Genomic DNA, 21,000 nt, shown 5'->3' with positions numbered 1-21,000 from the left:
TCTTACTTCTCCTCGGTACGGGTGTGGCTGGCGGCGGGCTCGTTGCCACCGAGCAGCAGATAGAGGACGGCCATCCGGATCGAGACCCCGTTGGCGACCTGCTCGATCGCGGTGCAGCGCCCGGAGTCGGCGACCTCGGCGGTGATCTCCATGCCGCGGACCATCGGCCCGGGGTGCATCACGATGGCGTGCTCGGGCATCTTCGCCATGCGGTCGCCGTCGAGGCCGTAGCGCCGCGAGTACTCCCGCTCGGTCGGGAAGAACGCGGCGTTCATGCGCTCGCGCTGCACGCGCAGCATCATCACCGCGTCGGACTTGGGCAGCACCGCGTCGAGGTCGTAGGACACCTCGCAGGGCCAGGACGCGACACCGACCGGCACCAGGGTCGGCGGGGCGACCAGGGTGACCTCGGCGCCGAGCGTGTGCAGCAGATCGACGTTGGAGCGGGCGACCCGGCTGTGCAGGACGTCGCCGACGACGGTGACCCGGCGTCCGGCCAGGTCCTGGCCCAGTCCGGCGTCCCGGCCGATGAGCCGGCGGCGCATCGTGAAGGCGTCCAGCAGGGCCTGCGTCGGGTGCTGGTGGGTGCCGTCACCGGCGTTGATGACGGCGGCGTCGATCCAGCCGGAATTGGCCAGCCGGTACGGCGCACCGGAGGCGCCGTGCCGGATGACGACGGCGTCGACGCCCATGGCTTCCAGGGTCTGGGCGGTGTCCTTCAGGGACTCGCCCTTGGACACGCTCGACCCCTTGGCGGAGAAGTTGATGACGTCCGCCGACAGCCGCTTCTCGGCGGCCTCGAAGGAGATCCGGGTGCGGGTGGAGTCCTCGAAGAAGAGGTTCACCACGGTGCGGCCGCGCAGGGTCGGCAACTTCTTGATCGGCCGGTCTGCGACCCGGGACATCTCCTCGGCGGTGTCGAGGATCAGGACGGCGTCGTCGCGGGTTAGGTCGGCGGCCGAGATGAGATGACGCTGCATCTTTCAGGCTCCGTAAGGCAGTTCAGATTCGGGAGATTCCGGGCAGGCGGAAGCGCGCGGGACGGACGTACGGGGGTGTGGTGCGTCCGAGGTGCGCTACGGCTGCTCGCCCGGCGCGGTCCGCTTGACGCCGAGCAGCACGGTGTCGCGACCGTCCTCCTCGGCGAGCTGGACCTTGACCGTCTCCCGCAGCGACGTGGGGAGGTTCTTGCCGACGTAGTCGGCGCGGATGGGCAGTTCGCGGTGGCCGCGGTCGACGAGGACCGCGAGTTGCACGGCGCGCGGACGACCGATGTCGTTCAGGGCGTCGAGGGCGGCGCGGATGGTGCGGCCGGAGAACAGGACGTCGTCGACGAGCACGACGAGCTTGCCGTCGAGGCCGTCACCGGGGATGTCGGTGCGGGCCAGCGCACGCGGCGGGTGCATGCGCAGGTCGTCGCGGTACATGGTGATGTCCAGCGAACCGCACGGCGTCTTGCGCTCGGTGATCTCCTCGAGCTTGGCGGCCAGCCGCTGAGCGAGGAAGACCCCTCGGGTCGGAATGCCGAGGAGCACCACGTCGTCGGCGCCCTTGGCGCGCTCGACGATCTCGTGGGCGATGCGGGTCAGTACCCGCGCGATGTCGGGCCCTTCGAGCACGGGCCGCGCATCGGACGCTTGGGTGTCCATACGAAACGGACCTCCTTCTCCGCCTCACGGGACGGACCTTAAAGGACGTCGGGATTGCGCCATCCACCGTAGCAGGCCGCGAAGTGCGCCCCGATCACCCCCCTGAGTGCCACGGATCACCCGATCGGCCCAATCGGGCCTCGATACCACGGAAGAGTCGGTGCGGACCATTCGGCTTGACGCAGGAGAGTAACGCTGCGTAACCTCACAGTGAGTTACCAGCCGCGCGGCGTGGAACCACTCAGAGCCGCGTCGACACAGTGTCCGGGGAGCCATATGTCCAGCGAATACGCCAAACAGCTCGGGGCCAAGCTCCGGGCCATCCGCACCCAGCAGGGCCTTTCCCTCCACGGTGTCGAGGAGAAGTCCCAGGGACGCTGGAAGGCGGTCGTGGTCGGTTCGTACGAGCGCGGCGACCGTGCCGTGACCGTGCAGCGCCTCGCCGAATTGGCCGATTTCTACGGCGTACCCGTGCAGGAACTCCTCCCGGGCACCACGCCGGGCGGTGCCGCCGAGCCGCCGCCGAAGCTGGTCCTGGACCTGGAGCGGCTGGCCACGGTGCCGGCCGAGAAGGCGGGCCCCCTCCAGCGCTACGCGGCGACGATCCAGTCCCAGCGCGGCGACTACAACGGCAAGGTGCTCTCGATCCGCCAGGACGACCTGCGCACCCTCGCCGTCATCTACGACCAGTCGCCCTCGGTCCTCACCGAGCAGCTGATCAGCTGGGGTGTCCTGGACGCGGACGCGCGTCGCGCGGTCGCCCACGAGGAGGGCTGAACGCTCGGCGCTTGAGCAGAAACGTGCCGCCGGGGTGGCCGGAACTGATGGTTCCGGCCACCCCGGCGGCTTTCTGCGCGCCTCTCGCGCCCCATGGGTCCCCACGGGCCTCGGGGAGCACAAAGACGCCGGAGGGCCGCAGCGTGCGCTGCGGCCCTCCGGCGTTCGGGTTCGGAGGCTCAGTCCTCTTCGACGCGGCGCAGCGAGGGCTTGAGCTCCTTGAGACGGCCCAGCAGGCCGTTCACGAACGAGGGCGACTCGTCCGTGGAGAACTCCTTCGCCAGCTGCACCATCTCGTCGAGCACGACGGCGTCCGGGGTCTCGTCGACCCAGATCAGCTCGTAGGCTCCCAGCCGCAGGATGTTGCGGTCGACGACCGGCATCCGGTCGAGCGTCCAGCCGACGGAGTACTGCGCGATCAGCTCGTCGATCCGGGTCTCGTGCTCGGCGTACCCCTCGACCAGCTGCATCGTGTACTCGCTCACCGGCGGCTGCCGGGTGTCGGTCCGGGAGTGCCGGATCCAGTCCGCGAGGACCGTCAGGACGTCGACCCCGCGCTGGTCGCCCTCGAAGAGGATCTGGAAGGCGCGTTTGCGGGCCGTGTTGCGGGCAGCCACGGTTAGCTGTTCACCCGGCCGAGGTAGTCGCTCGTGCGGGTGTCGACCTTGATCTTCTCACCGGTGGTGATGAAGAGCGGGACCTGGATCTGGTGGCCGGTCTCCAGGGTGGCGGGCTTGGTGCCACCGGTGGAGCGGTCGCCCTGGACGCCCGGCTCGGTCTCGGCGATGGTCAGCTCGACGGCGGCCGGAAGCTCGACGAAGAGCACCTCGCCCTCGTGCTGGGCGACGTTCGCCTCGAAGCCCTCGATCAGGAAGTTGGCGGCGTCGCCGACGACCTTGCGCTCGATGTGCAGCTGGTCGTAGGTCTCCATGTCCATGAAGACGAAGTAGTCGCCGTCCATGTACGAGAACTGCATGTCGCGCTTGTCGACGGTGGCCGTCTCGACCTTGACGCCGGCGTTGAAGGTCTTGTCGACGACCTTGCCGGAGAGCACGTTCTTGAGCTTGGTGCGCACGAAGGCCGGGCCCTTGCCGGGCTTGACGTGCTGGAACTCGACGACTGACCAGAGCTGGCCGCCGTCGAGCTTGAGCACCATGCCGTTCTTGAGGTCGTTCGTGGAAGCCACGGTTGCGGAATCTCCTGGACTGACGTGGACGACCAGGAGGCACGCGCTACAGCGCGAGGAGCTCCTTGGTCGTGATGGTGAGTAGCTCGGGTCCGCCGTCCGCCTCGGGGCGTACGACGAGCGTGTCATCGATCCGGACGCCGCCCCGGCCCGGGAGGTGGACCCCCGGTTCGACGGTGACCGGCACGCAAGCGTCCAGTTTACCCATGGCCGCGGGGGCGAGCTGAGGGTCCTCGTCGATTTCCAGTCCGACCCCGTGTCCCGTCAGGGGCGGCAGGCTTCCCGCGTACCCCGCGGAGTCCAGTACCTGACGCGTGGCACGGTCCACGTCGCGGTAGGCGGAGCCGGGCGCCAGCATCTCGCGGCCGGCCCGCTGGGCGGCGAAGACGAGGTCGTAGAGCTCGATCTGCCACTCGGCCGGCGAGGTGCCGATCACGAAGGTGCGGCCGATCTCGCAGCGGTAGCCGCGATAGGTGGCCCCCAGGCATACGGAGAGGAAGTCGCCCTCCTCCACGCGGCGGTCGGTGGGGCGGTGCCCGCGTCGGCCGGAGTTCGGCCCGGTGGCGACGGACGTGGCGAAGGCCGGGCCGTCGGCGCCGTGGTCGACGAGACGGCGCTCCAGTTCGAGGGCCAGGTGGCGTTCGGTCCGGCCGACGAGGATGGATTCGAGCAGTTCGCCGAGGGCCTGGTCGGCGATCTCCGCGCCGATGCGCAGACAGGAGATCTCCTCCTCGTCCTTCACCACCCTGAGCTGCTCGACCGCGCCGCCGACGTCGGCCAGCCGCAGCCGGGAGCCGACCGAGCGCATGGCCCGGTGGCGGGCGACGGTGAGGTGGTGTTCCTCGACGGCCAGCGAATCGGCGCCCCGGGTGGCGGCGAGGCCCGCGGCGGCGACGGCGGCATCACCGCCCGGGCCGGGCAGGGTGTGGATGCGCAGCGCGTCGTCGGGACGGCCCTCGGTCACTTTGTCGTCCGGCGGGCCGATACACACCAGCAGGTCCTCGCGCTTGCCCAGGAGCAGGACGGCACCCCGCGGTGCCGCGCCCGCGAGGTAGCGCACGTTGGCGGGCCGGGAGATCAGCGCCGCTTCGCTGCCGCCCGCGTTGCAGCGCTCCCGTAGCCGGGTCCGGCGAGCCGCGTACACCTCTGACATGAGCCGAGCGTACGAGCGCTCGGCGCATACCGCCGGTCGGGAGGTCCGAGTGGGCGTCCGCCGCGCGACACCGCCTTCGCCGATTCGGGGCCCGCCATCGAGTGTGCCGCGACGGCAGTGACGCCTGCCGCTCCTTCGGGGCACCGGATCGGTGGCCCGATCAGAGGGCAGGTCGGGTGGCCCCAGCAGGGGGAAGAACCGGTGGCCGGAGCAGGAGAGGCGAATCCGGTGGCCCGAGCAGAAGGGCTGGACCGGTGGCGCCCCGATCCGGCTGGGCACCCCGTGCCCACACGTCGGGAAGACCGGTCAGGCCCGCGGGGCCCCGGGCGCGGCAGGCGGCCCGGACAGCGCCGGCGGATCGACCGCCGCAGGCGAGGCGGCGGCTGCTACCACTTCGGCGGGCTCGCTATCGACCGGGCCAGGACCTCGTCCAGCACGCGGGCCGTGCCGGGGACGTCGAGCTGGGAGTTGTCGATGATCGGGAGGCCTGAGCCGTACCACCCGGCCATACGGCCGTGGATGCGGGCGACCTCCTCGTCGCTGAGCCGGCGGTTGCCCCTGCGCTCGGCGTTGCGTTCGAGGACGATGTCGAGCCCGGGCAGGAGCACGACGGGGAGCAGGCCGGGACCGACATGGCGCTTCCACCCGCCGAGGCCGACGACCGGGCGGTCGGGGAACACGGCGTCGTCGAGGATGCAGGAGATCCCGTTGGCCAGGAAGTTGCGCGCGGCGAATCCGCAGGTGCGGCGGGCCAGGCGGTACTGCGCCTCGGAGTGGTCGTTCCACCCCGACTGAGGGTCGGCGAATCCGGAGCGGACCCATTCGCGCACGTCGTCGAGGCTGATGTGCGCCGTGGGGACGCGGCGGTGGTCCGCCCAGTACTTGGCGACGCTCGTCTTGCCGGCCCCGGCGGGGCCGATCAGCAGCACGGCGAGCGTCGTGGCGCCCGGGTCCGGAGCCATCGGGGCCTGCGGCGTGCTGGGCACGGCCACGGGCCCGCCGGGCGGCAGCGGCACATGGCCGGTGGTGTCGGGCACGGGCGGGCCCATCGGGACCTGCTGCGCCACGGCGGGCGGCGGGACGGGGGGCGAGGGCGGCGCGCCGGTGAAACCGGGTGGCGGCGGGGGCGCGGGGACCGGCCCCTGCGGCCCGGGCGCGGACCCCTGGTGCGGGCCCGGGTGGTGGGAACCCGGGTGTTGTGCGGCCGGCGGCCAGCCGGCGGCCGGTCCGTGCCCCGGCTGATGGGGCGGCGGCAGCGGAGACCCCACTGCGTGCTGCATCCGGTGCCACTCCGTCTCGTACAGGCAATTGACGCTGGCAGCGGGGCGAACCCCGCTCTCCCCCATGCCCCGAACGGCCGGGGGGACACCCACCCGAACGGTACCTTCCCCGACCGATGTTTGGTGAACGGCCGGGGAAGGCCCGAAGTGCCCGTCGTGGAAAGGCGAATACGACGGAAGGGAACCCTCGGACCTACTCGCCCACTTCGCCGTAGGCGGCGAGGAGCACGGCCGGGTCGGGGCCCTCCAGGACGGTGGGCTTGGCCAGGCCGTCCAGGACGATGAAGCGCAGCAGGTCGCCGCGGGACTTCTTGTCGACCTTCATGTTCTGGAGCAGCTTGGGCCACTGGTCGTAACGGTAGGTCAGCGGGAGTCCGACCGCTTCCAGGATGGTGCGGTGCCGGTCGGCGGTGGCGTCGTCCAACCGGCCCGCGAGACGGCCGAGTTCGGCGGCGAAGTGCATGCCGACGGCGACCGCGGCGCCGTGCCGCCACTTGTAGCGCTCGTTCTTCTCGATGGCGTGGCCGAGGGTGTGGCCGTAGTTGAGGATCTCCCGCAGGCCCGACTCCTTCAGGTCGGAGGAGACGACCTCGGCCTTGACCCGGATGGACCGCTCGATGAGTTCGGCGGTGTGCGGCCCGGCCGGGGTGCGGGCGGCCCGCGGGTCGGACTCGATCAGTTCCAGGATCGCCGGGTCGGCGATGAAGCCGGCCTTGATGATCTCGGCGAGCCCGGAGACGTAGTCGTTGACCGGCAGGGAGTCCAGTGCCGCGAGGTCGCAGAGCACACCGGCGGGCGGGTGGAAGGCTCCGACCAGGTTCTTGCCCTCGGCGGTGTTGATCCCCGTCTTGCCGCCGACGGCCGCGTCCACCATGGCGAGGACGGTCGTCGGGACGGCGATCCAGCGCACACCGCGCAGCCAGGTCGCCGCCACGAAGCCGGCCAGGTCCGTGGTGGCCCCGCCGCCGACGCCCACGACGACGTCGGTGCGGGTGAAACCGGACTGGCCGAGCGCCTTCCAGCAGTAGGCGGCGACCTCGGCGGTCTTGGCCTCCTCCGCGTTGGGCACCTGGATGGCGACGGCCTCGAAGCCCTGCTCGGCCAGGTCGCCCCGCAGCGCCTCACCGGTCTCGGCGAGCGCCTCGGGGTGGATGACCGCGACCCGCTTGGCCTTGTCGCCGATCAGCCCGCCCAGCTCACCGAGCAGCTGACGGCCGACCAGGACCTCGTAGGGCTCGCTGCCCGCGGTGCCGCCGACCTGGATCCGCGTCACTGACTCGCTCATGCTTCCTTCAACTCCAGGGCGTCCAGCACCTCTTGGGTGACCTCTTCGGGCGTACGGTCGTCGGTGGCGACGATCGAGCGGGCCACCTCCTCGTAGAGGTGCCGACGGGCCTCCATCAGCTCCCGCCACTGCTTGCGCGGGTTGATGGCCAGCAGCGGCCGGGCGGCGTTCAGGCCGGTGCGCCGGGCCGCCTCCTCGACGTCCATCGACAGGTAGACGACCTGGTGCCGGGCGAGCAGCTCACGGGTGCCGGCGTCGAGGACGGCGCCGCCGCCGAGTGCCAGCACACCGGTGTGCTCGGCCAGCGCCCGGCCCACCGCCTGCTTCTCGGCGGCCCGGAAGACCTCTTCGCCGTCCTCGACGAAGATGTCGGCGATGGTGCGGCCCTGTTCGGCGACGATGTCCTCGTCTGTGTCCCGGAAGCCGACCTGGAGCCGCTCGGCGAGCAGCCGGCCCACGGTGGACTTCCCTACCCCCATCGGTCCGACCAGAACGACCGACGGCGCACTCACCGGATCGCCAGGTGGTCGAGGTACGACCGGACGTTGCGGCGGGTCTCGGGCACGCTGTCGCCGCCGAACTTCTCCGCCACCGCGTCCGCCAGCACCAGCGCCACCATCGCCTCCGCGACGATGCCGGCCGCGGGCACGGCGCACACGTCGGAGCGCTGGTGGTGCGCGGCCGTGGCCTCGCCGGTGACGACGTCGACGGTCTTCAGTGCCCGCGGGACGGTCGCGATCGGCTTCATCGCGGCGCGTACACGCAGCAGCTCACCGGTCGACAGCCCGCCCTCGGTGCCACCGGAGCGGCCCGTGGCGCGCCGGATGCCCTCGTCGGTGGTGACGATCTCGTCGTGCGCCTTCGAACCGGGCACACGCGCCAGCTCGAAGCCGTCCCCGACCTCCACACCCTTGATCGCCTGGATGCCCATCAGGGCGGCGGCGAGACGGGAGTCCAGCCGGCGGTCCCAGTGCACATGCGAACCGAGGCCGACGGGCACGTCGTACGCCAGCACCTCCACGACGCCGCCGAGCGTGTCACCGTCCTTGTGGGCCTGGTCGATCTCCGCGACCATCGCCTTCGAGGCGTCCGCGTCCAGGCAGCGCACCGGGTCCGCGTCGAGCTTCTCCACGTCCGCGGGCGTCGGGTACACACCGTACGGCGCCTTGGCCGAGGCGAGTTCCACCACGTGGCTGACGATCTCGATGCCGGCGGTCTCCTTCAGGTACGACCGCGCGACCGCGCCGAGTGCCACGCGCGCGGCCGTCTCCCGCGCCGAGGCCCGCTCCAGAACCGGGCGCGCCTCGTCGAAGCCGTACTTCTGCATGCCGGCCAGGTCGGCGTGACCGGGGCGGGGACGGGTCAGCGGCGCGTTGCGGGCGAGGCCCGCGAGCACGTCGGGGTCGACGGGGTCGGCCGCCATGACCTGTTCCCACTTGGGCCACTCGGTGTTGCCGACCATGATCGCGACGGGCGAGCCCAGGGTGAGGCCGTGCCGGACGCCGCCGAGGAAGGTGACCTCGTCCCGCTCGAACTTCATCCGCGCACCGCGGCCGTAACCGAGCCGCCGGCGAGCCAGGTGGTCCGCCACCATCTCCGTGGTGATCGGCACGCCGGCGGGAAGGCCCTCCAGCGTCGCGACGAGTGCGGGACCGTGGGACTCCCCCGCGGTCAGCCAGCGCAACCTGCTCAACGGTGCTCCTCAATGCTCGCGCCCCGGTACTGCCCTGCGGCACGCGCGTCCACGCGTCCCGCGACGGCGCGACCGGGGTGCGCGGCCCTGGCCCGCCACCTCCGATCCTCCCACGTCCCGGCCGCGGGACCGTCCGCCGGTCCACCTGACGGACGGGAAACGACCAGGTCTCGGCCACACAAGGGGCGCTCGGAGCGGTCCCGCGCGCGCTGCCGCGGGGCGCGGTTCCGCCCCGGTCCGGCGGGAATCCCGGCACCGACCGGCGCATCCGGCTGCGGCGGGACGCCGCCCGTGTGCCCGCCGTCACGGAGCCGCTCCCCCGATTCCGCTCCGGCCCCCGGCGGGCCGCGGCGGGGCCTGGTGCCGCGGCACTAGTGTCCGGCGAGCGCGTGCTCCCCGGCCTTGCGCATCGCGTCCAGGGGCGCGGGGCTTCGGCCGGTCATCTGCTCCACCTGGAGGACCGCCTGGTGCACCAGCAGGTCGAGTCCGCCGACGACGGCCCCGCCGTAGGCGGACCAGCGGGCCGCGAGGCTGGTGGGCCAGGGTTCGTAGAGCACGTCGAACAGGGTCGCCGGCCGCTCCGGCACCGCGGCGGCGAGCGCGTCGGTGGTACCGGCCGGGGTGGTCGCGACGACCAGCGGACGGCGCAGCGCCTCCGCGGCGTCGGCCCAGTCCGCGATCCGCACCTCGACGTCGAGCCGCTCGCCCCACTCCCGCATCTCGGCGGCGCGGGCCGCGCTGCGCGCGTACACCACGACTTCGCCGGTGCAGATCCGGCTCAGCGCGGCCAGCGCGGAGGAGGCGGTGGCGCCGGCGCCGAGGATCGCCGCGGTGTCCACCTGCTCGATGCCGTGCTCACGCAGGGCGGCGACCATGCCGGGGATGTCGGTGTTGTCGCCGGCGCGGCGACCGTCCTCGGTGAACACGACCGTGTTGACCGCCTCGACGGAGGCCGCGGTCTCGCTGATCCCGTCGAGCAGCGGTATCACGGCCCGTTTGAGCGGCATGGTCAGCGACAGGCCCGCCCACTCCGGCCCGAGGCCCGACAGGAAGCCGGGCAGGGCCGCCTCGTCGACCTCGAACCGGTCGTAGGACCAGCCGTCGAGCCCGAGCTCGTGGTACGCGGCCCGGTGCAGCACCGGGGACAGGGAGTGGGCGATGGGCGAGCCGAGCACCGCTGCCCGGCGGGGCTCAGTTGCCCGTGTTGGCATCGAACTTTTCCTTGAGTTCCAGGAAGTCGTCGTGATTCGTGGCGAATTCCGTCCTGTGCACGCCGTCGGTCGCCACGAAGTAGAGCCAGCCGTCGTCGGTCGGGTTCATCATCGCCTTCAGCGCATCCGCACCCGGGTTGCCGATGGGACCGGGCGGCAGACCCTTGTTGGTGTACGTGTTGTAGGGGTCGAAGTTCCCCTTGATCTCCGACTCGGTGATGTGGATGTTGCTCTGGCCCTTGAGGTAGTTGAAGGTCGAGTCGAACTGGAGCAGCTGGTTGGTCTCCGTGTTCGTGGGCTTGAGGCGGTTGTAGATCACCTCCGCCATCTTGCGGAAGTCGTCCTCCGTCTTGCCCTCGGCCTGGACGAGGCTGGCGACCGTGATCAGCTCCAGCGGGTTCTCCAGGTCGAACGCCTTGGCCTTCGCCTCGAGGTCGTACTCGTCGTAGGCCGCGTTGGCCCGCGAGACCATCTCCCGCAGCACCGACTCGGGCTTCATGCCCTTGGCGGCGGGATAGGTGCCCGGGAACAGGAAGCCCTCCAGCGGGTCCTTGATCTCCTTGTTGTTGTTCGCCCACTTCGGCAGGCCGAAGCTCTTGTACTTCTTCTCGGCGACATCCTCGGTGGTGCCCTCTTCGAGACCCAGGCGCTCGTCGATGGCGGCATACACCTTCACGTTGCGCTGCCCGGGGGGAACGACCACGTTGTTCTGGCTCTTGGGGTCGAGCATCAGCTTGACGGCGCTCGCGGCGGACATCTCCTTCTTGAGGAGGTAGGCGCCCGCCTGGATCGCCTCGCCGTCGGGGTTCTGCGACTGGGCGGCCACGAAGGCGTCGACGCTCTTGACGACGCCCGCGTCCTTCAGCCGGCGGCCGATCTCGGCTCCGCTCGCACCCTTGGGGATCTCGACGGTCACCTGCACGCTGGAACCGTCCCCCGCGAAGTCCGGGGCGGCGCCGAAACGATCCTGGTAGAACTGGTACCCGAAGTAGGACACACCGGCCAGGCCGCCGCCGAAGACCAGGGCGACCACCAGACAGGCGCAGCCGCTGCGGCTCTTCTTGTCCTTGGTGCCCTTGCCGCCGCGGCCCCGCCGGTCACCGCGTCCGCGTCGGCCCGCCGCCTCGTCGGTGTCGTCGTCGTCCGCGTCATCGTCGTTCCCACCTGCGAAGAACGCGTGCTCGCCCTGGTCGGGTCCGGGATCCCAGTCGGGCTCCGGTTCCGGTTCGGCGCGCCGCCGGCCGGGCGGCTGGGGCGGCGGATAGGCGTCCGGTGTGCCGTAGAAATCCGGCTGCTGCCCGCCATAGGCAGCCGTCTGCTGGGCGTAGGGGTCCGCCGGGTCGGGGGCGTACGAGACCTGGTGCTGCCCGCCGGTGGCCCAGCCGCCGTCGCCGTACTGCTGCTGCTGCTGCTGGGGATCGTACGACTGCTGCTGCGCGGGCCCGGCGTACTGCTGGTGGCTCGGGTCGGCGTATTGTTGCTGACCGTATTGCTGGCCGTACTGCTGGTACTGGTCGTACTGCTGCTGGGCATGGCCGTAACCGGCCTGCCCGCCGTCGCCCCAGTCGCCGTACTGCGCCTGCTGCTGCGCCTGCGGCTGCTCCGGATACTGCTGCGGCTGGCCGCCGTAGGGGGCCTGGCCGCCCTGGTGGGCATGCTGTCCACCCCATCCGCCGTCCCCGTACAAGGGGTCCTCGGGATGCCACGGTTCGGAGCCTGGGCCCCGGCCATACTCAGTCATCGATCCCCTAGAGCCGCGAGGCGGCGGTCACCCGCCGTGTGGGGCCGGCGTCCGTGCCGCCTCTTGCTGTGCGGCGGCTGTTCGAACACCGACGCATCGCGCGGAACGTTACCGTATCGCGATCAGATGACCACTTCGACGCCCTCGCCCGGAGCTTTACCTGACACCCGTTCGGATTCGAGTGCCTGCTGGAGGATGATCACAGCGGCCGCCTGGTCGATGACCGAACGGCCCTTCCTGGATTTCACGCCGGAGGCGCGCAGACCCTGACTCGCCGTCACCGTCGTCATCCGCTCGTCCACCAGCCGGACCTGCACCGGAACGATGTTCTTCGCGAGTTCCAGGGCGAAGCCGCGGACCTTGGCCGCGGCCGGGCCCTCGCCCCCCTTGAGGGACCGCGGAAGCCCGACGACGACCTCGATCGGTTCGTACTCCTCGACGAGCTGCTTCAGCCGGCGGTGCGCCGCCTGGACATCGCGTCCCGGCACCGTCTCCACCGGGGTGGCGAGGATCCCGTCGGGGTCGCACGAGGCGACCCCGATCCGGGCGTCCCCGACGTCGATCGCGAGCCGACGTCCTGTGCGCATCACTTGGCCGTTTCCGCCACGAGCCGCTCGACGGCGTCCACGGCCTCGCCGATGGCCGCCGGGTTCTGGCCGCCGCCCTGGGCCACGTCCGGCTTGCCGCCACCGCCGCCGCCGAGGGTCTTGGCGGCCGTGCGGACCAGGTCACCGGCCTTCAGACCGCGCTCGCGGGCGGCCTCGTTGGTGGCGATCACCGTCAGCGGCTTGCCGCCCATCGTGGTGAACAGCGCCACCACGGCGGCCCGCCCGCCCTGGATGCGGCCGCGCACGTCGAGGACCAGCTTGCGCAGGTCGTCGGCGGTGGTGCCGTCCGGGACCTGGCCGGTCACCAGGGCCACGCCGCGGACGTCCTTGGCGGACTCGGCGAGACCGGCGGCGGCCTGGAGGACCTTCTCCGCGCGGAACTTCTCGATCTCCTTCTCGGCGTCCTTCAGCTTGCCGAGCATGGTGGAGACCTTCTCCGGCAGCTCCTCCGGGCGGCCCTTGAGCAGCTCGGTGAGCTGGTTGACCACCGTGTGCTCACGGGCGAGGAAGTTGTAGGCGTCCACGCCGACGAGGGCCTCGATACGGCGTACACCGGAACCGATCGACGACTCGCCGAGCAGCTTCACCAGGCCGAGCTGGGCGGTGTTGTGCACGTGCGTGCCGCCGCACAGCTCCTTGGAGAAGTCGCCGATGGTCACCACACGGACGCGGTCGCCGTACTTCTCGCCGAACTCGGCGATGGCGCCCTGCTTCCTGGCGTCGTCGATGCCCATGATCTCGGCGGTGACGTCGAGGTCGCGGGCGAGCACCTCGTTGATCTTCTGCTCGACATCGGTCATCACGGCCGTGGGCACGGCGGACGGCGAGCCGAAGTCGAAGCGGAAACGTCCGGGCTGGTTCTCGGAACCGGCCTGGGCGGCCGTCGGGCCGAGGGCGTCACGCAGAGCCTGGTGGGTGAGGTGGGTGGCCGAGTGGGCGCGGGCGATGGCCGTGCGGCGGCGGCCGTCGATCAGGGCCTGCGCCTTGGCACCGACGGTGACCTCGCCGACCTGGACGACACCCTTGTGCACGTACACCCCGGGGACCGGCTTCTGGCAGTCGCGGACCTCGATGACGGCGCCGGTGTCGACCTTGATACGGCCGGTGTCGCCGATCTGGCCACCGCCCTCGGCGTAGAACGGGGTGCGGTCGAGGACGATCTCGACCTCGTCGCCCTCGGTGGCGGCGGGCGAGGAGACACCGTCGACGAGGATGCCGACGATCGTCGACTCGCCCTCGGTGTCGGTGTAGCCGATGAACTCGGTCTCACCGGCGCTGTCGGCGATCTCGCGGTAGGCGCCGAGGTCGGCGTGGCCGGTCTTCTTGGCCAGGGCGTCGGCCTTGGCGCGCTCCCGCTGCTCCTTCATCAGACGGCGGAAGCCGTCCTCGTCCACGGAGAGCCCCTGCTCGGCGGCCATCTCCAGGGTGAGGTCGATCGGGAAGCCCCAGGTGTCGTGGAGCAGGAAGGCCTTGTCGCCGGCCAGCACGGTGCCGCCGGAGGCCTTGGTCTCGGTCACCGCGGTGTCGAGGATGTTGGTGCCGGCCTTCAGCGTCTTGAGGAAGGCGTTCTCCTCGGCGACGGCGACCTTCTCGATCCGCTCGCGGTCGGTGACCAGCTCGGGGTACTGCTGCCCCATCATCTCGATGACCGTGTCGATCAGTTCCTTGACGACCGGGCCGGTGGCACCGAGGAGGCGCATGTTGCGGATGGCGCGGCGCATGATGCGGCGCAGGACGTAGCCGCGGCCCTCGTTGCCGGGGGTGACACCGTCGCCGATGAGCATCACCGAGGTGCGCATGTGGTCGGTCACCACGCGCAGGGAGACGTCGGAGCCGTGGGCGTCGCCGTAGGCCACGCCGGTCAGCTCGGTGGCCTTCTTGATGACGGCCATGGAGGTGTCGATCTCGTACATGTTCTGCACGCCCTGCAGAATCATGGCGAGACGCTCCAGGCCGAGGCCGGTGTCGATGTTCTTGCTGGGCAGCTCGCCGAGGATCTCGAAGTCCTCCTTGCCGGTGCCCTCCCCGCGCTCGTACTGCATGAAGACCAGGTTCCAGATCTCCACGTAGCGCTCGTCGTTGACGGCCGGGCCGCCCTCCTCGCCGAACTCCGGACCGCGGTCGTAGTTGATCTCGGAGCACGGGCCGCAGGGGCCGGGGACGCCCATGGACCAGTAGTTGTCCTTCTTGCCGAGGCGCTGGATGCGCTCGGCCGGGACGCCGACGACGTCGCGCCAGATGCGCTCGGCCTCGTCGTCCTCCAGGTAGACGGTGATCCACAGACGGTCCGGGTCCAGGCCGTAACCGCCCTTGCCCTGGGGCGCGGTGAGCAGCTCCCAGGCGTACTTGATGGCGCCTTCCTTGAAGTAGTCGCCGAAGGAGAAGTTGCCGCACATCTGGAAGAACGTGCCGTGGCGCGTGGTCTTGCCGACCTCTTCGATGTCGGGTGTGCGCACGCACTTCTGCACGCTCGTGGCGCGGCTGTAGGGCGGCTTGACCTCGCCCAGGAAGTAGGGCTTGAACGGCACCATGCCGGCCGGGACGAGAAGCAGAGTCGGGTCGTCCGCGATGAGCGACGCCGAAGGGACGACGGTGTGCCCGCGCTCCTCGAAGAAGCTCAGCCAGCGGCGGCGGATCTCAGCCGACTCCATCAGTGGTCCTCATTCCGGTTGTGCGAGTACGTCGGCCTCTCGACGTACGTCGGGTTGTTGCGGTTCTCGATGGCGGCGTACCGCCGTGGTGCGGGGAGTTCACCGTCGACGGGCGCGTTCAGGCCGAGCGCGTCGCCGAGTTCGGCCTCCCGCTGTGCCATGTTGTCGCGGACGTCGAGGGCGAACACCAGCGCGCGGTCCTTGAGCCGCCCGCCGGTCTCGATCGCCTTGTTCGCGGCCTTGTGGGCGAGGCTCTCGGGGGTGAGCTGCTTCAGCTTGCGGTTGACCTTGGTGGTGGCCCAGACCCCGGCGGCGACACCCGTGGTGAACCAGAACGTACGGCGGAACATCTCTGGGTCAGTCCTTCTTTCCGCGGTTGTTCCGCCTGCCCCACCGCGCGGCCGGCACGGTACGGCCCACGATCACCGTACGCCGGGGCTCCTCGGCGGGCACGTCGTCCCGGCGGCCGCCGAGGGCGCGGCGCACGCCGTAGCCGAAGGCGGCGACCTTGACCAGCGGGCCGCCGAAGGTGGAGGCGACGGTGGTCGACAGCGCGGAGGCGTTCGAGGTGACCTCCTGCACGTCCGAGGCGATCGAGTCGACCCGGTCGATCTGGGTCTGCGCGGAGCGCACCGCCGCGGAGGCGTCGGCCAGCAGCGGGACGGCCTGGTCGGTCACGTCCGCCACGAGCTTGGTGGTCGCCTTGAGCGTCTGGGCCAGCCTCACGAGTGCCACCGCGAGGAAGGAGACCAGGATCGCCCAGAAGACGGCCACCAGGATCCCGGCCACCTCTCCTCCGGACACTGCGCACCCGCTCCCTGAAACGTGCCTGAACATCGAAAAAGTCGTGCACCGAGCCTATCGCGCCGCGGCTCGGACTCCGTACCGGATTAGAGGGGGCGCGGGGCGGACTTGCCGAGGGCGATTGTACGGACCGAACGCGGATCGGCACGTTCCGTGCCCGCCGCCGCATCTCGGCGTGTGCCCGCCCGGTGGCGGGCGGCGGGCGGTTCCGCCCTGGGGGCGGCGGGGCGGCCGGACGCCAACGGACGCTGCGGTGCGGCGGGTTCGTGCATCGGGGGCGCATCGGCCTCGCGCGGCGGCGCGGCGGCGCCGCGCCGGGACTGCCGGGGGCTTACGACCGGGGCGCACGGGGGTGGGCATAGGCGTCTGCGACGGCGGGGCGGGGCGGCCGGGGGCGTCGGCCCGGCGCATCGACGGTGCGGGCATGCGAAAGCCCGCCGCCCCGGCGGCCCTGAAGGGCGTGGAGGCGACGGGCTGTGCGCAGGAAGTCCTACGCCCGGATCAACGGGCGTAGTACTCGACGACGAGCTGCTCGTCGCAGATCACCGGGATCTCCTTGCGGTTCGGCTCGCGGTCCAGGCGGAACGCCAGGGCCTTGAGGTTCACCTGGAGGTAGCGCGGGGTCTCGCCCTCGGGGGCGAAGCCACCCTCACGGGCGATCGAGAACAGCGTCTTCTCACGGCTGCGCTCGCGGACCATCACGACGTCGTCCGGGCGGACGCGGAAGGACGGCTTGTCGACCTTCTGGCCGTTGACCTCGATGTGGCCGTGCACGACCATCTGGCGGGCCTGGTAGATCGTGCGGGCGATGCCCGAACGCAGGACCAGCGCGTCGAGACGACGCTCCAGCTCGATGATCAGGGCCTCACCGGTCTTGCCCTGCACCTTGGAGGCACGCTCGTAGGCGCGGACGAGCTGACGCTCGGACACGTCGTACTGCGCGCGCAGACGCTGCTTCTCCAGCAGACGGACCTTGTAGTCCGAGTTCTGCTTGCGGCCGCGGCCGTGCTCACCCGGCGGGTAGGGACGGGCCTCGAAGTACTTGACGGCCTTCGGGGTCAGCGCGATGCCGAGGGCACGCGACTTCTTGACCTTGGGGCGGGACTGGTTCGCCATGAACCAAACACCTCATGTTTCTGATGCGAATACGGCTTCACCAGGGTTAGGGGAGGTCGCAATCCGCAGCCGGGGAAACCCCGCGGGTCCTGACGGACCTGCCGGGCAGCCGCTCCCTGGTCTGGGCACATACGTGCAGCACGCGAGTGGCCCACCGACCGTTTCCGGGACCCCGGATGGTGGTGGGCTGCCCGCGACACCGTTCGACGGTGCGCGACGCTCCTGGAGTCCCCTGCCCGAGGGCCGGGTGCTCCGGCTGCATGTCCCGTTCTGGTGGTGCCGACTCCCCTTTCGGGGCGCCGGGCGCGGGACGCAGCGCTTCGAGGGAGTTTACAGGGTGCTCAGGACCGCTTGCGACCGAGGTGTTTCCTGGTCCACTCCACCGCGTCCGCGTATCTCGCCTCGCCGCCGTGCCGGGTGGGGGTGTAGTACTCCCGGTCCTTGATCGCGTCCGGCGCGTACTGCTGGCTCGCGATGCCCTCGGGCAGGTCGTGGGGATACACGTACCCCTGGGCGTGGCCCAGCTTGGCGGCGCCCTTGTAGTGCCCGTCGCGCAGATGCGGCGGGACCGGGCCGGCCAGTCCCTTGCGGACGTCGTCGAGGGCGGCGCCGATCGCCGTCGTCGCGGCGTTGGACTTCGGGGCGAGGGCCAGGGCGATGGTGGCGTGGCTGAGGGTGAGGGCGGCCTCCGGGAAGCCGATCATGGCGACGGCCTGCGCGGCGGCGACCGCGATCGGCAGGGCGTTCGGGTCGGCGAGGCCGATGTCCTCGCTGGCGGAGATCATCAGGCGACGGGCGATGAACCGGGGGTCCTCACCGGCTTCGATCATCCGGGCCAGATAGTGCAGGGCCGCGTCGACGTCCGAACCGCGGATCGACTTGATCAAGGCGCTGGCCACGTCGTAGTGCTGGTCGCCGTCGCGGTCGTACTTCACGGCGGCGCGGTCGACGGTCTCCTCGAGCGTGGTGAGAGCGATCTCGCTCTCACCCTTGTCGAGCGCCGCGCCGGCGGCGGCCTCCAGGGCGGTCAGGGCGCGGCGGGCGTCGCCGCCGGCGATCCGCAGCAGGTGGTCCTCGGTGTCCTCGGGGAGGGTGACGGCGCCGCGCAGACCGCGCTCGTCGGTGAGGGCGCGTCGGATCAGACCGCGCAGGTCGTCGTCCGTCAGCGGTTCGAGGGTCAGCAGCAGGGAGCGGGAGAGCAGCGGCGAGATGACCGAGAAGTACGGGTTCTCCGTCGTGGCGGCGATCAGCGTCACCCAGCGGTTCTCGACGGCCGGCAGCAGGGAGTCCTGCTGGGCCTTGCTGAAGCGATGGATCTCGTCGAGGAAGAGGACGGTGTCCTTGCCGAAGCCACCGGTGGCGCGGCGGGCGCCGTCGATGACCGCGCGGACCTCCTTGACTCCGGCGGTGATCGCGGACAGCTCCACGAAGCGCTTGTTCGTGGCCTTGGAGACGACGTACGCCAGGGTCGTCTTGCCGGTGCCGGGCGGGCCCCACAGGATCACCGAGGACGGGCCTGCCGGTCCTCCGGCGCCCTCGCCGACCAGACGGCGCAGGGGCGAGCCCGGCTTGAGCAGGTGCTGCTGGCCCACGACCTCGTCGAGGGTGCGCGGGCGCATCCGCACGGCCAGAGGGCTGCTGGTCGGGTCTTTCTCCTGGCGTTCTTCGGCGGCTGCGGTGAACAGGTCGGGCTCCACGCTGAAACCCTAAATCACGGCACTGACAACGCCGCCGGGCCCCGGGGTCAGGCCCAGAGCTGGCTGCCCCAGCGGGTCAGCACCAGCATCACGATGATCCCGACGTGCGTGACCGGCAGCACCCAGGTGAACTCGTCGAGGAAGCGCTTGACCGCGCCGGGGGCCGGCAGGAGGTCGTTGCGGACGTTGAACGAGGTCACGTACCAGAACATGACGATGGTGGCGACCCAGGCCAGCGAGCACCACAGGCACAGCGCGTTGATCCGGTACAGGGACTGGAACATCAGCCAGGTGCAGAAGACGACGCCGAAGAGGGTGCCGGCGTTGAAGGTCAGCCAGTACCAGCGCGGGAAGCTCGCGCGGGCGAGCAGGCTCATGCCGACGCAGATCACGATGCCGTAGGTGACGAGGCCGAGCATCGGGTTGGGGAACCCGAAGACGGAGGCCTGGTCGCTGCTCATGACGCTGCCGCAGGAGACGATCGGGTTCAGGCTGCAGCTCGGGACGAACGTCTTGCCGTCGGCCTCGGCCTCGAGGATCTTGAACTTGTCGATCGTGATGACCCATGCCGCGAGCAGGCCCGCGGCGCCCGTGATCACCAGCAGCAGGGCGAAGGCCCGGCTGCTGGTGACGGTCCGCGCCTGGGCTGCGCCGTGCTGCGGCTCGGGCTCGGTGGAGACGTCCCTGACTGTCGTCTTGCTCATCACGCCGATTCCGTCACTTCGAGGGGGGCTGCTTCCGGCAAGGGACATTCTGCCGCACGCGCCCGGCTCATCACCGTTGGCTGTGCATAAGGACATATGGCCGACCGCTCGATTCCGGTCATCCGCGCGGGCGCCGGACGCCCTGGTCGGACACCCGGCGCACGCGCGTACGGATCAGCCGAGCCGGGCCTCCAGTTCGGCCACGATCTCGTTGACGCCGACCGCCGTCTGCTCGCCGGACCCCATGTCCTTGAGCTGGACGACGCCCTCGGCGAGATCGCGTTCACCGGCGACGATCGTGTAGCGGGCGCCGCTGCGGTTGGCGTTCTTCATGGCGCCCTTGAGGCCCTTGGCACCGTAGGAGAAGTCGGCGGCGATGCCGACCTTGCGCAACTCGGTGACCTTGGCGAACAGCACCCGGCGGGCCTCCTCGCCGAGCGGGACGGCGAACACGGAGGTGGCGGCGGGCAGTTGCAGCTCGACACCCTCCGCCTCCAGGGCGAGGACGGTGCGGTCGACGCCGAGGGCCCAGCCCACCGAGGGAAGCGCGGGGCCGCCGATCATCTCGGACAGGCCGTCGTAGCGGCCGCCGCCGCCCACCGCGGACTGCGATCCCAGTCCGTCGTGGACGAACTCGAAGGTGGTCCGCGTGTAGTAGTCCAGGCCGCGCACCAGCCTCGGGTCGTCCTCGAAAGAGACGCCCGCGGCGGAGATCAGCTCGCGCACCTCCTCGTGGTACGCCTTGCAGGCGTCGCAGAGGTAGTCGCGCAGCAGCGGGGCGTCGGTGAGCTGCTTCTGGACGTCCTGGCGCTTGTCGTCGAGGACCCGCAGCGGGTTGATCTCGGCGCGGCGCAGGGTGTCCTCGTCCAGGTCCAGGCCGCGCAGGAAGTCCTGGAGCGCGGTCCGGTACACCGGACGGCACTCCTGGTCGCCCAGGCTGTTGAGCAGGATGCGGAAGTTGCTCAGGCCCAGCGAGCGGTACGCCTGGTCGGCGAGGATGATCAGCTCGGCGTCCAGCGCGGGGTCCTCCGCGCCGATCGCCTCGGCGCCGACCTGCGAGAAGTGGCGGTAGCGGCCCTTCTGCGGGCGCTCGTAGCGGTAGTACGAGCCCGAGTACCAGAGTTTGACCGGAAGGTTGCCCGCCTTGTGCAGGTTGGCCTCCAGGGCGGCGCGGAGCACGGACGCCGTTCCCTCGGGGCGCAGCGCGAGCCGGTCGCCGCCCTTGGTCTCGAAGGCGTACATCTCCTTGGTCACGATGTCGGTGGACTCACCGACGCCGCGTGCGAACAGCTCGACGTTCTCGAAGCCGGGCGTCTCGATGTAGCCGTACCCGGAGTTGCGCAGGGGGGCGGCGATCGCCTCGCGGACCGCCAGGTACTTGGCGCTGTCCGGCGGGATCAGGTCGTACGTGCCCTTGGGGGCCTTGAAGGTGCTCACGGGGGTTC

General features: G+C 70.8%; 20 protein-coding genes. 1 reads left to right on the top strand and 19 read right to left on the bottom strand.

The annotated features are described in order from the left end of the window. Positions 1-2: 2 nt before the first annotated feature. Complete coding sequence (locus tag DN051_RS31275) at positions 3-980, bottom strand: aspartate carbamoyltransferase catalytic subunit (protein WP_053759850.1); 978 nt, start codon at positions 978-980, stop codon at positions 3-5. Positions 981-1,076: 96 nt separating this feature from the next. After that, positions 1,077-1,649: a bifunctional pyr operon transcriptional regulator/uracil phosphoribosyltransferase PyrR gene (pyrR, locus tag DN051_RS31270; protein WP_112440059.1), complete on the bottom strand. Its 573-nt coding sequence runs from the start codon at positions 1,647-1,649 to the stop codon at positions 1,077-1,079. A gap of 276 nt (positions 1,650-1,925) precedes the next feature. Between pyrR and bldD the strand changes: the two genes are divergently transcribed. After that, a complete protein-coding gene (gene bldD, locus DN051_RS31265; protein WP_007829306.1) occupies positions 1,926-2,426 on the top strand; it encodes a transcriptional regulator BldD in 501 nt (166 codons plus the stop codon). A 179-nt stretch (positions 2,427-2,605) separates the two neighbouring features. On the opposite strand, the gene nusB is transcribed toward bldD, so the two are convergent. The 17 genes from nusB to hisS all read right to left on the bottom strand — a co-directional run bounded on the left by nusB (position 2,606) and on the right by hisS (position 20,992). Beyond that, a complete protein-coding gene (gene nusB / locus DN051_RS31260; protein WP_053759848.1) occupies positions 2,606-3,043 on the bottom strand; it encodes a transcription antitermination factor NusB in 438 nt (145 codons plus the stop codon). Between the two features lie 2 nt (positions 3,044-3,045). After that, positions 3,046-3,612 (bottom strand): elongation factor P, encoded by a 567-nt coding sequence (gene efp, locus DN051_RS31255; RefSeq protein ID WP_053759847.1) that lies wholly within the window; start codon positions 3,610-3,612, stop codon positions 3,046-3,048. 46 nt (positions 3,613-3,658) lie between these two features. Then, on the bottom strand, positions 3,659-4,765 hold the full coding sequence (locus DN051_RS31250; protein ID WP_053759846.1) for an aminopeptidase P family protein: 1,107 nt from the start codon (positions 4,763-4,765) through the stop codon (positions 3,659-3,661). Positions 4,766-5,151: 386 nt separating this feature from the next. Next, on the bottom strand, positions 5,152-6,045 hold the full coding sequence (locus DN051_RS31245; protein WP_079001044.1) for a Pro-rich N-terminal domain-containing protein: 894 nt from the start codon (positions 6,043-6,045) through the stop codon (positions 5,152-5,154). A 193-nt stretch (positions 6,046-6,238) separates the two neighbouring features. After that, positions 6,239-7,330 (bottom strand): 3-dehydroquinate synthase, encoded by a 1,092-nt coding sequence (gene aroB, locus DN051_RS31240; protein WP_053759844.1) that lies wholly within the window; start codon positions 7,328-7,330, stop codon positions 6,239-6,241. After that, positions 7,327-7,842, bottom strand: a complete 516-nt coding sequence (locus tag DN051_RS31235) for a shikimate kinase (protein ID WP_079001042.1) — start codon at positions 7,840-7,842, stop codon at positions 7,327-7,329. The genes aroB and DN051_RS31235 overlap by 4 nt, the downstream gene beginning before the upstream one ends. Continuing rightward, on the bottom strand, positions 7,839-9,023 hold the full coding sequence (aroC, locus tag DN051_RS31230; protein ID WP_053759842.1) for a chorismate synthase: 1,185 nt from the start codon (positions 9,021-9,023) through the stop codon (positions 7,839-7,841). Before aroC ends, DN051_RS31235 begins: the two co-directional genes overlap by 4 nt. A 371-nt stretch (positions 9,024-9,394) precedes the next feature. Then, positions 9,395-10,234 carry a shikimate dehydrogenase gene (locus DN051_RS31225; RefSeq protein WP_112440057.1) on the bottom strand — a complete coding sequence of 280 codons (840 nt, stop codon included), beginning with the start codon at positions 10,232-10,234 and terminating at the stop codon, positions 9,395-9,397. Further along, positions 10,215-11,975, bottom strand: a complete 1,761-nt coding sequence (gene mltG, locus DN051_RS31220) for an endolytic transglycosylase MltG (RefSeq protein ID WP_112440055.1) — start codon at positions 11,973-11,975, stop codon at positions 10,215-10,217. The genes DN051_RS31225 and mltG overlap by 20 nt, the downstream gene beginning before the upstream one ends. Positions 11,976-12,097: 122 nt before the next feature. Beyond that, entirely contained in the window at positions 12,098-12,562 is a 465-nt protein-coding gene (gene ruvX / locus DN051_RS31215; protein ID WP_053759839.1) for a Holliday junction resolvase RuvX, read from the bottom strand. Continuing rightward, positions 12,562-15,234: an alanine--tRNA ligase gene (gene alaS, locus DN051_RS31210; RefSeq protein ID WP_112440053.1), complete on the bottom strand. Its 2,673-nt coding sequence runs from the start codon at positions 15,232-15,234 to the stop codon at positions 12,562-12,564. The genes ruvX and alaS overlap by 1 nt, the downstream gene beginning before the upstream one ends. Continuing rightward, positions 15,234-15,584 carry a hypothetical protein gene (locus tag DN051_RS31205; protein ID WP_053759837.1) on the bottom strand — a complete coding sequence of 117 codons (351 nt, stop codon included), beginning with the start codon at positions 15,582-15,584 and terminating at the stop codon, positions 15,234-15,236. The genes alaS and DN051_RS31205 overlap by 1 nt, the downstream gene beginning before the upstream one ends. Before the next feature lie 7 nt (positions 15,585-15,591). Further along, complete coding sequence (locus DN051_RS31200) at positions 15,592-16,038, bottom strand: DUF948 domain-containing protein (protein WP_234388833.1); 447 nt, start codon at positions 16,036-16,038, stop codon at positions 15,592-15,594. A 501-nt stretch (positions 16,039-16,539) separates the two neighbouring features. Continuing rightward, positions 16,540-17,154, bottom strand: coding sequence for a 30S ribosomal protein S4 (gene rpsD, locus DN051_RS31195; RefSeq protein ID WP_015661793.1), 615 nt, complete (start codon positions 17,152-17,154; stop codon positions 16,540-16,542). 341 nt (positions 17,155-17,495) lie between these two features. Continuing rightward, positions 17,496-18,851: a replication-associated recombination protein A gene (locus DN051_RS31190; protein WP_053759835.1), complete on the bottom strand. Its 1,356-nt coding sequence runs from the start codon at positions 18,849-18,851 to the stop codon at positions 17,496-17,498. Positions 18,852-18,898: 47 nt separating this feature from the next. Next, positions 18,899-19,555, bottom strand: coding sequence for a vitamin K epoxide reductase family protein (locus DN051_RS31185; protein ID WP_053759834.1), 657 nt, complete (start codon positions 19,553-19,555; stop codon positions 18,899-18,901). A 174-nt stretch (positions 19,556-19,729) separates the two neighbouring features. Further along, on the bottom strand, positions 19,730-20,992 hold the full coding sequence (gene hisS, locus DN051_RS31180; protein ID WP_053759833.1) for a histidine--tRNA ligase: 1,263 nt from the start codon (positions 20,990-20,992) through the stop codon (positions 19,730-19,732). Between the last annotated feature and the right edge of the window lie 8 nt (positions 20,993-21,000).

The sequence above is a fragment of the Streptomyces cadmiisoli genome (assembly GCF_003261055.1).
In the GTDB taxonomy this organism is placed as follows: domain Bacteria; phylum Actinomycetota; class Actinomycetes; order Streptomycetales; family Streptomycetaceae; genus Streptomyces; species Streptomyces cadmiisoli.
The sequence above is the reverse complement of the archived record's forward strand: the minus strand, read 5'-3'. Positions and strand labels throughout refer to the sequence as shown.